General features: G+C 34.2%; 9 protein-coding genes and 2 CRISPR repeat arrays. All 9 genes read left to right on the plus strand.

What is annotated here, in order from left to right; all coding sequences use genetic code 11:
* Positions 1 to 198: 198 nt before the first annotated feature.
* The 9 genes from Q9R40_RS08425 (at position 199) to cas2e (ending at position 12,121) form a co-directional block, all read left to right on the plus strand.
* The gene (locus Q9R40_RS08425) at positions 199 to 1,116 is read left to right on the plus strand and encodes a M48 family metallopeptidase (RefSeq protein WP_304677274.1); all 918 of its coding nucleotides are present in this window, start codon (positions 199 to 201) and stop codon (positions 1,114 to 1,116) included.
* A 147-nt stretch (positions 1,117 to 1,263) separates the two neighbouring features.
* Positions 1,264 to 2,082: a CRISPR direct-repeat array (repeat unit 28 nt; unit sequence GTGTTCTCCACGTAGGTGGAGATGATCC).
* 685 nt (positions 2,083 to 2,767) lie between these two features.
* Complete coding sequence (cas3, locus tag Q9R40_RS08430) at positions 2,768 to 5,518, plus strand: CRISPR-associated helicase Cas3' (RefSeq protein ID WP_304677275.1); 2,751 nt, start codon at positions 2,768 to 2,770, stop codon at positions 5,516 to 5,518.
* Positions 5,511 to 7,205: a type I-E CRISPR-associated protein Cse1/CasA gene (locus tag Q9R40_RS08435; protein ID WP_304677276.1), complete on the plus strand. Its 1,695-nt coding sequence runs from the start codon at positions 5,511 to 5,513 to the stop codon at positions 7,203 to 7,205. Before cas3 ends, Q9R40_RS08435 begins: the two co-directional genes overlap by 8 nt.
* 28 nt (positions 7,206 to 7,233) lie before the next feature.
* Positions 7,234 to 7,821 (plus strand): type I-E CRISPR-associated protein Cse2/CasB, encoded by a 588-nt coding sequence (gene casB, locus Q9R40_RS08440; protein ID WP_300592397.1) that lies wholly within the window; start codon positions 7,234 to 7,236, stop codon positions 7,819 to 7,821.
* A 3-nt stretch (positions 7,822 to 7,824) separates the two neighbouring features.
* The gene (gene cas7e / locus Q9R40_RS08445) at positions 7,825 to 8,946 is read left to right on the plus strand and encodes a type I-E CRISPR-associated protein Cas7/Cse4/CasC (protein WP_300592394.1); all 1,122 of its coding nucleotides are present in this window, start codon (positions 7,825 to 7,827) and stop codon (positions 8,944 to 8,946) included.
* Positions 8,927 to 9,637, plus strand: coding sequence for a type I-E CRISPR-associated protein Cas5/CasD (gene cas5e / locus Q9R40_RS08450; RefSeq protein ID WP_304677279.1), 711 nt, complete (start codon positions 8,927 to 8,929; stop codon positions 9,635 to 9,637). The genes cas7e and cas5e overlap by 20 nt, the downstream gene beginning before the upstream one ends.
* Before the next feature lie 11 nt (positions 9,638 to 9,648).
* Entirely contained in the window at positions 9,649 to 10,296 is a 648-nt protein-coding gene (gene cas6e / locus Q9R40_RS08455; protein WP_300592388.1) for a type I-E CRISPR-associated protein Cas6/Cse3/CasE, read from the plus strand.
* 2 nt (positions 10,297 to 10,298) lie between these two features.
* Positions 10,299 to 11,237 (plus strand): type I-E CRISPR-associated endonuclease Cas1e, encoded by a 939-nt coding sequence (gene cas1e / locus Q9R40_RS08460; protein WP_304677281.1) that lies wholly within the window; start codon positions 10,299 to 10,301, stop codon positions 11,235 to 11,237.
* A 5-nt stretch (positions 11,238 to 11,242) separates the two neighbouring features.
* Entirely contained in the window at positions 11,243 to 12,121 is an 879-nt protein-coding gene (gene cas2e / locus Q9R40_RS08465) for a type I-E CRISPR-associated endoribonuclease Cas2e (protein ID WP_300592382.1), read from the plus strand.
* Between the two features lie 71 nt (positions 12,122 to 12,192).
* Positions 12,193 to 12,707: a CRISPR direct-repeat array (repeat unit 27 nt; unit sequence GTGTTCTCCACGTAGGTGGAGATGATC).
* Position 12,708: the final 1 nt, after the last annotated feature.

The following is a 12,708-nucleotide window of genomic DNA, read 5'->3' on the forward strand; positions in this document are numbered from 1 at the left end:
GGATCATCTCCACATCCGTGGAGAATAGACTAAGAAAATCCCAATGTAATAATAAATCCCAAAATAAATACTAACATTTTTAATGAGTTTTAATAACTCTTAACCTTAAAATACCTATAAATAATAAGAATGAATTTGGCTGTTAACTTGTTTTTAAAAGAGGTAAAATGATTCTGAATAGTACTTGGAGTGAATATAATGCTTTATAAACAAATTGAACAGAATAAACGAAATACTTGGATTATTTTGGGTCTATACACCGTGTTGATACTAATAATAAGTATTTTTCTGGGAATGCTTTTTACAGTTTATGTTGGAGGAGCTTTCTTTGTTATAGGTTTAATTTACATTGCACACGTCTATTTTGATGCAACTCGCCATCTTATGAAAGTAACAAATGCTGTTGAAATTACTAAAGAAACAGAGCCCCAAATTTATGAATTAGTTGAAGAACTCTGTTTAGCAGGTGGGCTGCCAGTTCCAAAATTATATATTACTCCTGATCAGGCGCCGAATGCTTTTGCTACCGGACGTGATCCACAACATGCAAGTTTAGCTTTAACGCAGGGACTATTGAATATGATGAATAAAAAAGAAGTTCAAGGTGTCATTGGCCATGAACTTTCTCATATTCGAAACTACGATACTCGTATTACAGTTTTAGCGAGTGCGCTAACCAGTTTAATTACAATGACTGGTGTAGGAATCGTTGTATTTGGATGGACTGTATTAACTAGTGAGAATAAAGGTTTGTTAAGTCTTCTTATCAAATTCTTTGCCTTATTTTTGATTATTGTAGGTGGAATTATTTCTATTATTGGAATTCCTATAGCAAAGTTGCTATTTTTACTAGTATCACGTCAGAGAGAGTATTTGGCAGATATTGGTTCAGTTGATTTGACACGTGAACCAAGTGGCTTAATTTCCGCTCTGTCTAAACTTGAAAAACTAGAAGAAGGAGAGAGTACCCCGCAAATTGGCTCTCAAGATTTAGCCCTACAACATTTGTATTTTAATTTTCCGAGTGCTCATAATTGGATTAGCCACCTTTTCTCCGATCATCCACCTTTGGATAAAAGAATCGAACGTCTAGAAAATAGTAATCGGATAAAATAAGATAAGTACGACCAAATATCATGAGATGGTATTTGGTCTTTTTGTTGGGTTAAGCTGTAGGTTAAGCACTCTATTTTTTGTTGATAGAAACTAATGGAAAATGATATTATTTGAATTAGAGAATGGCATTATATCAAGGATCTTTTAGTGTTCTCCACGTAGGTGGAGATGATCCTATAGTGCCCACCGTCTTGAGTACCACCAAAGAGTGTTCTCCACGTAGGTGGAGATGATCCTTTTAGTGTCGAACAAATTCAAAATATCGTAAGGTGTTCTCCACGTAGGTGGAGATGATCCCGATTCACCAATGTTGAAGACGCAAGAAAATGGGTGTTCTCCACGTAGGTGGAGATGATCCTTTGCCGGCTGGATTAACAGAGTTCATCTTGTTGTGTTCTCCACGTAGGTGGAGATGATCCTGTTGTCTGCATATAGTGACAACCAACAGTGCCGTGTTCTCCACGTAGGTGGAGATGATCCTTACTTTCCATCAGCTTCAAAAGTCGATGTTTGGTGTTCTCCACGTAGGTGGAGATGATCCTAAACCGATGGCTTTAATTCTACTTAGACCTAGCGTGTTCTCCACGTAGGTGGAGATGATCCAAGCTGATTTAGCTAAATCACGATTCATTTTAGGTGTTCTCCACGTAGGTGGAGATGATCCTTCCCACTCTTTTTTCAACTCTTTTTCATCATCGTGTTCTCCACGTAGGTGGAGATGATCCCGAAATAAGAAATATACCCTAAAAGCTCATGAAGTGTTCTCCACGTAGGTGGAGATGATCCCAGTTGCGCCCGTAGGGACCCTCTCTTTTTTGTATTCTCCACGTATGTAGAGATGATCCTACTCAACAGATTAAAGTTTAGAGACGTTTCGAGTATTCTCCACGTAAGTGGAGGTGATCCTATTCCTCTAACTTGGCTGATGAAGTAGCCAAGTGTTTTCCACGTAAGAGGATATAACCTAGGATATTAGCAAAAATAATTTATATTTGAGTACTTTTTATCAAAATGATGCAATAAGTAGTAGTCATATGGTTTACTGGCCATAAAGATCATGGAAAGAGTTAAAAATTAATTATTCTATAAGTGACCTTTTTGGCTTTTAATTAGAGTACTTACTATATTGTATAAAGCAAAATTATCGAAAATGGTGTAGGAAGAAAATCAACTGTACTATTGGTCCATTGAACGTATTAAGGTGAAGAGACGATTAGAACTATATAACATTGATGCCAAAGTAATTAAGCTAGGCCCTTTTGGAAAAGTGATGCACGATAATTCTGAATTTAAAAAATTGTATAGTGCACAATCAAACCTTTAATCTCTGTTCCAAAAATAAAGTTGAATCTAATTCAGCAAAGGTAAAAGTTTTATATCATTCATTAAGCGCTCTGGTAGCGCTTTTTGTTTTGCAATGGGCTTATCGCTACTGATAGATAATCTAAAAAAACTTAGTTACATTTAATAATAGAGTATAATTAGAAAAGGTGTTGTTCTTCACACGAGTGAAGGTGATCCGAATATAGTGTATAGTTCGGAAAGTATTCTCCACGTATGTGGAGTTTTGGCAAAAATAAATAATAATATAGTGTAAAGTAAATTAACTGTGCTATAATGAAATCGAATTCAAAAAAGGAGATGAAAATTAATGGTGAACTTATTTCCGGCCACTAAGGCTTTATGGGGAAAGAAAGCGGTTCATGATGATCAAGAATTTTGGCTTCCTTTAGTAGCGCATTTAATTGATACTAAAAATGTAATGCAGTGGCTTTATAATAACTGGATTAGTGAAGGTACTAGAAAAATTTTGCAACAAAATCTTTCTCCTGAAGATACTCAAAAGCTGGTAGGATTTTTGGGATTTTATCATGATTTTGGTAAGGCCACGCCAGCTTTTCAATATAAACAGTCCTTTCCAAGGAATAAAGATTTGGATGAGGATATAAATGAAAAATTAAGAAGAGCAGGTTTTTCGTCCATCTCCATGGATAACTATAGAGTCCGTAAGTCACCTCATCCCATTGCTGGTGAAACTTTACTAGAATCTTTTGGATTAAATGAATCAATAGGCTCAATTATTGGTGGCCATCACGGTCTACCTCCAAAAAAAGATGTCACTTTTAAACAACTGAATATCTATGCTTCGAATCTTTGGGGCCGAGACACAGATACTAAAATTCAACATGAGTGGAAGTCTGTTCAAAATAATCTTTTTAAATATGGACTAGCATTGTGTGGTTATAATGATATTAAGGATGTTCCAGAGGTTACTTTGCCACAAGCAGTAATTTTAGAGGGAATGTTAATCATGGCTGACTGGCTTGCCTCTAGCGAAAAATTAACTAATTATAGCAATATATCATTATTTCCCTTGATTTCGTTAGAAGAAGATTTTGATGAATTGAATATGGAAGAACGTTATCATCAAGCAATTAAAAAATGGGATATTAGTGATCGATGGATGCCAGAAAAGATTGCTTCTGTTAATGAACAATATCGCTTAAGGTTTAATTTTATTCCTCGTCCAGTGCAAAAAGAAATGTCAGAAACAATTTCTCAAGCTAATGATCCAGGCTTAGTTATTATTGAGGCACCGACTGGAATTGGCAAAACCGAGCTAGCATTGACAGCAGCCGAACAACTAGCCTTTAAGCAAGGAAAATCCGGCTTATATATGGGTTTACCAACGCAGGCAACAACTAACGCAATGTTTTCAAGAGTTAAAGAGTGGCTTGATAGTATAGCAAAAGAACAAGCTGCACATCCTGATGTGAAATTGCTCCAAGGTAAAGCAAAATTTAATAAACCCTATACTAAATTACCTTATGCCGAGAATATTTATGATGATACAGATGGAGCAGTAGTAATTAATAGTTGGTTTGCGGGAAAAAAGTCGAGTTTATCCCATTTTGCAGTTGGAACAATTGATCATCTCTTACTCACTGCCTTAAAGCAAAAACATCTTTTTCTAAGACACTTAGGCTTTAGTGATAAAGTGGTAATAATTGACGAACTTCACGCGTACGATTCTTATATGAGTTCATATTTAGAGAAAGCTATTAAATGGTTAGGAGCATATCATGTACCAGTAATTGCTTTGTCCGCAACTTTACCTAAGAAAAAAAGAAATGATTTGTTAAAAGCTTATCTGAAAGGAAAATATGGCAGTATAAAAATAAAAACCAATGATAATTGGGAAGCTAATGAAGGCTATCCCTTACTTAGTATTCTGGATGGAAACAAATTAGAACAAGCAAGTGAGTTTTCGATTGCGAATGATGAAAATAGAACGATTAATGTTGTTCGTTTTAATGGAAATGAAGAAGAAATTATTAATAAAGCAGTTGCCGAAATAGAGGATGGCGGAATAGCGGGAATAGTTGTTAATACCGTTAAACGAGCTCAAGACTTAGCAAGATTAGTCCCTGAAAACATTGAAGTATTACTTTTACATTCTGCTTATTTAGCACCAGAGCGTGAAAAAATTGAAGAAAGACTTCAAGCGAAGATTGGAAAGGGTGTCACTCGTCCCCAAAAAATGATAGTTATCGGAACGCAAGTTTTAGAGCAATCTCTAGATATTGATTTTGATGTGCTTTTTACTGATATTGCACCAGTAGATTTAATTATTCAGCGAATTGGTAGACTACATCGTCATAAAATTTCCCGACCTACAACTTTAGCGAAGCCGACAGTCTACATCACAGGCATAAACGGCTATGGTGATTACGGTAAAGGAAATGAATTTATCTATGAAAAATACTTATTAATGAAAACCGATTATTTTCTAAAAAATAAGATTAGTATTCCTAATGATGTATCTCCATTGGTACAACAAGTATATAGTCCTAATGTAGATAAGAATATTAAAGATATTAGTGAGTCTAAGACAAAGTTTGAAAAAGATTTAAAAAAATCTAAGAAGAAAGCACGAGTATTTCAAATAGAAAATCCGAATGAAAAAGACAGAAATAATTTATTTGGTTGGTTAAGTGATGGACAAATTAATGTTAGCGATGATAATCATGCCGCTGCTTGTGTTCGAGATATAAAAGAAACTATTGAAGTAATTCTTTTAAAAAATACTAGTGAAGGAACCTTTCTGATGGATGGACGTAATATTGAAGAAGTAAGTAGTGAAGAAATAGCCGGTCAAACTATTAGATTGCCATTTGCAGTCGTAAATAATTCAAAAAGTAAAGATCCAGTTGATAAAACAATTACAACATTGGAAAAAAACATGCTGACATTGCGTAATAAATGGAAAGAGGATATTTGGTTACGTGGTGCTTTAGCACTAGAGTTTAATGAGAATAATTTAACTACTTTAAACGGATTTAACTTAAAATATTCTTCGAAATTAGGATTAATGTACGAAAAGGAGGAGGAAGATGGATAAAAAAAGTTTTAATCTTGTCACTGAGCCTTGGATTCAAGTCTTGGACAAAGATGGAAATCCCAAGGAAGTTTCACTATTAGAAGTTTTTGAAAATGCTGCTAGTTACCAGCGCTTAGCTGGTGATATGGCGAGTCAAGATTTAGTAATATTACGCTTACTTGTTGCTATTTTAACTACTGTATACTCTCGAGTTGATGCAAATGGAAAAAATTATGAATGGTTAACTCTTGATGAAAAAATGCATCTTAAAGAAGCAGAGGAAGAAGATTATGAATACGATGATTTAGTAAATACGTGGCAACTTTTATATAAAAATGGAAAATTCTCTAAGTCTGTTGCCCAATACTTAAAAGAAAATAGTTCTAAATTTGATTTTTTAGGGGATGATCCTTTCTATCAGGTTAATAAGGAAGTTTATGATGAGGAAGTACCAGCTAATAAAAAAGTTAATATCAAAAGTCCCAAGGGAACGGTTGATATTAAACAAATAAATCGAACTATTTCTGAAAGTAATAATAGCCCAGCAATTTTTTCACCTAGAACAAGACAAACTAAAAATGAAGTGAATTTGGCTCAATTAGTGCGCTGGATCATAACTTATCAAAGCTTTACGGGTGTAACAGATAAAACAAAAGTAAATAGTAAAAAGAAATTTTCTGTATCGGCTGGTTGGCTATATGGTTTAAATCCAGTGTTTGCTCAAGGCGAAAACCTGTTTCATACTTTAATGCTGAACTTGGTCTTTCCAGAAGAATATAAAGAAGAAAAAGCTTTTTGGGAATTTGAAAACGCAGTTGAATATATTGAGTTTCTAAAAGACGAGCCTTTTGCTCGCGAGCTTTCAATCAGTACTTTGTATACGTTATGGTCAAGAATGCTGCATATTGAATGGATAGATGATGAGCCAATTATTTTTACTGCCGGTTTACCAAAATTGGATAGTACGGAAGCTTTTGTTGAGCCGATGACCACTTGGCGTAGAAACACAAAAACAGGAGAAGTTTATCCTGCTACTAAGCATTTGACCGATCTAACAAAAGCAATGTGGAGAAATTTTGGGCAATATGTTAGGACTACAGATTCTGATGAATTAGAAGATATGCATGAGCCAGAAATAATTAAGTGGCTAAGAAATGTACAAGGTAACGAATATCTCCCTACAGATACTTCCTTAACCTTGCGAACTACCACATTAATTAGTGACGGAAATGCCACTTCACAGTCTCCAGTAGTAGAAGCTAACGATCAATTTAGGATCAAGGCAGAGGTACTGTTTGATAAAAATGATAAAGACTATTGGCCAGAAGACATTGAAAATATGATTGATTTGACTCAGCAAGTAGGAAAAGATTTTTGGATTTTTACTAATAACATTAGCAAATTAAGAGGTCTAGATGGAACTAATTTTTCTGATAATTCGACTGCTAAATTTTATGAAAGTCTGAATCTTCCTTTTCTTACTTGGCTTGCAAGTTTAAGAAATGACCAAGAACGGGCAGATAAAACAGCTGAATGGAAAAGAATATTAAAGAGAATAGCCATAACAAAAGCTGAAGAACTTCTAAAAAATGCTTCTCCAAGAGATATTATTGGACAAGAAAGTTCGAAAGAAGAGGGAAACGGAATAAATAATATTTTTACTATTTTTAACTGGTATAAATTAAATGTATTTCGTCATATTGAATAATAAATTTTAAGGAGGGATGATTATTTTGATGACAAAGATTGAAAGAAATACCGATAAAATTATAAAGAAATTGCATGAACGAGAGGGTAATGATAAAGCGATTTTGTCTGCTCTTAGACGTTCCAATTCTATTCTAAGCCGTCAAGCTACTATTGTTTGGCCGCTGTTATTTGAATACATTAAAGAAAAAGATACCTTTGGTGAAAATAGTAGGCAAACAACTTCAGAACGAGCAATTTTTACAGCCTTACGATGTTATGCTGTTTTTGAGCAAGGTAATGATATTGAAAGAGATCGAGAATATGATAATGAAAATGCAATGTCACTATTTAGAAGCCTATCGTTTTTGCGTAAAGACGAACAGCTTCGAGAAGCTTTAGATAGACGTGTGCGAGCTGTGTTAAGTACAACTAATGCAGAAGTTGTTACTAGATCATTAGTAAGTTTAACTAAAATTATAAAAGCTAATAATCCAGCAGCAAGTATTAATTATCCTAAATTAGCAAATGATATATATAATTTTCAATTAGGTTTTGAATCAGCTAGAAAAATAGCCATTAAATGGGGAAGAGAATATTTTTGGATTAATGACAATAAAGAAAGTAATGAGGATTAAAAAATGACACAAAATAACTTATACGTAGATATTCATGTATTACAGACTGTTCCATCTTCAAATATTAATAGAGATGACACGGGCGCACCTAAAACTGCTGTATATGGTGGAACCACTCGATCACGTGTATCATCACAAAGCTGGAAAAAAGCGATTAGAGAAGGATTTAAAAAAGATAGTAAAGAACATGATTGGCTTAGTGGCTTTCGTACTAAACGAACAGCTACCTTATTGGCTAAAGAGTTAATGAAACAAGATTCTTCTTTAAGTTTTGATGATGCACGCAAAAAAGCTAAAGAAGTCTTATCTAATATGGGATTAAAGTTTGATAAGGCAAAGAAAAATGATAAAAATAATGATAAAGACTTTGAAACCAAGGTTTTACTTTTCTTTAGCCCTGGTCAACTAAGAAAATTGGCAGAATATGTGTTAAATAATAAAGAAATTGATAAAAAAGAAGCAAAGAAGCTTTTGACTGAAAATCAATCATTAGATTTAGCGCTCTTTGGTAGGATGGTAGCCGATGATCCAGAGCTAAACGTTGAAGCTTCCTCTCAAGTAGCGCATGCTATTTCAACTCATGAAGTTGTGCCAGAATTTGACTTCTTTACAGCAGTAGATGATGCTAAAACATCCGAAGAATCAGGTTCTGCTATGCTTGGAACTCTTGAATATAATTCTTCTACTTTATATAGATATGCAAATATCAATATGGATGAATTAATTCATAATTTAGGAATAGATTTGGCTCAAATTGGATTAAAAGAATTTATTAAAAACTTTGCTTTAACAATGCCTACTGGCCATCAAAACTCTTATGCAAATAAAACTTTACCTCAGTATATTTTAGTAACTCTAAGAGAAGATACTCCTGTAAACTTAGTTTCTGCATTTGAAGCAGCTGTTCAAAGTAATAGTGGTTATACTGAAAAATCAATTAAGCGACTAGAAAACGAATTTGATAATATTAGCGGATGGATTGGTAAGCCAATTGCTAGTTTTGTTCATGCGAATAAAGAATTTGAAACAACTGTGGGAGAAAAAGAACCAGATATTAATAAATTACTAGATAATGTTTCTACTGTAGTGGCTAAGAGGGTAGAAAATGAAGACACTAACGATTAAGTTGAAGGCACCACTTCAAGCTTATGGTAATGAGGCTACTTTTGGGAGACGTACTACCAATCCATATCCTACTAAAAGTGCAGTAATTGGAATGATTTCTGCGGCTTTAGGATATAGTCGGAATGATAAAAAAATCTTAGAATTAAATAATTTAGCGTTTGCAGTAAGAAGCGATCAACCAGGCCATGTCGTAAATGACTTTCAAATTGTTGAATATGCAAAAAGCGCTACAAAAAAAGCCAAGAAATTAACGTACCGCTATTATCTACAAGATGCACTGTTTATGGTAGCGATTGGAGCAGACGATGATGAACTAATAGAAAAAATTCATTATGCTTTGCAGCATCCTAAATTTTCATTATTTTTAGGTAGACGCTCATGTCCTCCGACTGGACCACTGGAAATTGAAGTGTTTAATAATCAAAATCCATTAAATGTTTTAAAATCAATGGATTGGCAAGCAGCCGAATGGTATCAAAAAAAGCATTCTAGTTTTAATGCAGAGCTCGTTTATGATGCTAATCTTGGAGCAAGAGATCATTTTGTATTTCAAGTGAAGGATAAAGTGGGCTCATTTGACCAAAGAAATCGATATCATGATTATCGTGAAGTGGTAAGTACATATATACCAATGAAGAATCAAATAAATAAACATGCTGAAACAATGCATGACATAATGTCGAATATATAAAGAGGTTAATAATGTATTTATCAAGAGTTGAAATTGATTTAAAAAATAGACGAAAAATAAGCGATTTGTCTCATTTGGGTGCTTATCACAATTGGGTTGAATCATGTTTTCCAAAATATCAAGACAAAGATAATCGACCCAGAAACCTATGGCGTATAGATGTTTTAAATGGAAAAAGTTACTTATTAGTTTTAAGTGAACAGAAACCAGATTTAGAAAAGCTAACTAAGTATGGAGTGTTAGGAACAGCTATCACGAAAAAGTATGATGATTTTCTGGATAGATTATATGAGGGAGAAAGATTACGATTTCGTTTAACAGCAAATCCTAGTCGAAAAATAAGTGTTCCTGGTCAAAGACAAGGGCGAATTATGCCACATATTACTATTGATCAGCAAAAAAAGTGGTTTTTAGATCGGACTGAAAGCAACGGATTCAAAATAGTAAAAACTCAGGAAAATTATCCAGAATTTGATATTGTTAACCGTGAGTGGAAATTATTGCGTCATAAAGGAAGTGGAACAGCTAGACTTAGTTGTGTTACTTTTGAAGGGATTTTAGAAATAACCGATTTGAAAAAAATTAAAAATGCAATGATAAGCGGTATTGGAAGAGAGAAAGCGTATGGGATGGGATTACTAACAGTTATCCCAATGTAATCATGCAGAGAAAATTTGGGGCAAAAAAACCAGAAATTAGTGAACTAAGTAAGGTTAGTGACAGAATAACTTTTTTATACTTAGAACATGCAAAGTTAAATCGGATTGATAGCGCACTTAGCGTAGCCGATAGTACAGGAACGGTATATATTCCAGCTGCAATTATTAGTGTTTTGCTTCTTGGGCCTGGTGTTGATGTAACACATCGTGCAATGGAACTAATGGGGGATGCAGCAATGGCAGTCGTGTGGGTAGGTGAAGATGGGGTAAGACAATATGCTCATGGGCGTTCACTAAATCATTCATCTATCTTACTTCAAGCACAAGCTAAATTAGTTTCTAACACGAGGACACGCTTAGCGGTTGCTCGAAAAATGTATCAAATGCGTTTCCCAGGAATGGATGTTTCTGGGCTGACTATGCAACAGTTGCGTGGTAAAGAGGGAGCACGTATTAGAAGAGTTTATCAGGACCAATCTCAGAAAACAGGAGTTGCCTGGTCACGGAGAGAATACAAGGTTGATGATTTTGAGTCAAGTACTCCAATTAATCAAGCTCTAACAGCAGCTCATCAAGCTCTCTATGGATTAAGTTATAGTGTAATTGTTGCTTTAGGTGCATCCGCTGGACTAGGTTTTATTCATACTGGCCATGATTTATCCGTTGTATATGATTTTTCTGATCTGTATAAGGCGGATTATTCAATTCCTATTGCCTTTGAAATGGTTAAGGAATATGGAAAAGATGACATTGCAGCCCATACAAGACATGCAATGAGGGATGCTTTTAAAGATGGAAAGTTAATAGAAAAAATGGTCAAAGATCTCAAATATTTATTAGATATTAAAGATCAAGACGAAGTGCATGCAGTAATGAGTCTTTGGGACAATAAAGAAGGGCTTCAAAAATTTGGAGTCCAATATCATGAGCTAGAGGAGTAGTTTTAATGATTGTAATTACTCTATCCAAAACACCAGCTTCCTTACGTGGTGATTTAACAAAATGGTGTCAAGAAATTCAAACTGGAATCTATGTTGGAAGTGTTAATGCGAAAGTTAGAGACTTATTATGGGAACGAGTTCAAAAAAATATTGGTCAAGGAGAAGCTACTCTAGTTTATAATACGAATAATGAACTTGGATATACTTTTCGAACCACTCGATTAGACAGAAAAATAGTAGATTTTGATGGTATTCCTCTGTTAAAACATGTTAATGTAACGCCAAATTTGAAATTAGGATTTAGTAATGCTGCAAAATATCATAAGGCTAAGGCAAATTCACGATCTGTGTTACGTAATTCAACTTTATTAAAGTTTGCAGTAATTGATATCGAAACTACAGGCTTAGCTCCCAATAAAAGCGAGATTCTTTCTATTGGTGCCGTTAAGTACTTGAAGAATGGAAAAGTTGATGTATTTTATAAATTAATTAGGGATGTAAACTGTATTCCGGCCGATATAAGTGAATTAACTGGTTTGAATATGAAGATATTAAAATCGAAAGGAAGTAATTTAATCGAAGTTTTAAAAATGCTAAAAGACTTTCTTGGAGATCGAATTTTATTAGGTTACAATTTAATCTTTGATATGAGTTTTTTGGATATAGCATATAAAAGAAATAAAATTTCTGGACTAATTAATACTTCTAAAGATTTACTTCCAATAATTAAAAAGAATAATAAGTTTCTTGATAATTATAAGTTGAGTACAGTATTATCTGAATATAAAATTGAAAATCAAAATCCACATCATGCAGATTTTGATGCAAAATGTACGTATCAATTGGCCTTGAAGTTGATTAATGAGGGAAAATTAAAGCTTTAAAGTTTGATAAAAGTAATGTATTTGGACGATTACATCTTTTTAAAATGCTGCTATCATAGGATTCTTTTAGTGTGTTCTCCACGTAGGTGGAGATGATCCCTTAGGTAGCGATCAGCTTAACCGGGTATACAAGTGTTCTCCACGTAGGTGGAGATGATCCTTAGACGGTGCAGCTGGATTAATTGATCGTTCTGTGTTCTCCACGTAGGTGGAGATGATCCTTTTTCAATTAGTTTTAAATGTGGCGTTTGTAAGTGTTCTCCACGTAGGTGGAGATGATCCCTTCAACAGGTCAAGAATATGATGGTATTGTTAGTGTTCTCCACGTAGGTGGAGATGATCCTAAAATCTGTAAAACTTACATCTAAATTAAAAGGTGTTCTCCACGTAGGTGGAGATGATCCTACCACCACTAAATACTTCAATTTTATTTTTGTGTGTTCTCCACGTAGGTGGAGATGATCCTAAATATAAAGACTATCTCATGTCTAACAGTGAGTGTTCTCCACGTAGGTGGAGATGATCCCACACCTTTTACAGATTTTCAAAATTTTATCCAGTGTTCTCCACGTAGGTGGAGATGATCC

This window comes from uncultured Lactobacillus sp. (genome assembly GCF_948948975.1).
Lineage (GTDB): Bacteria > Bacillota > Bacilli > Lactobacillales > Lactobacillaceae > Lactobacillus.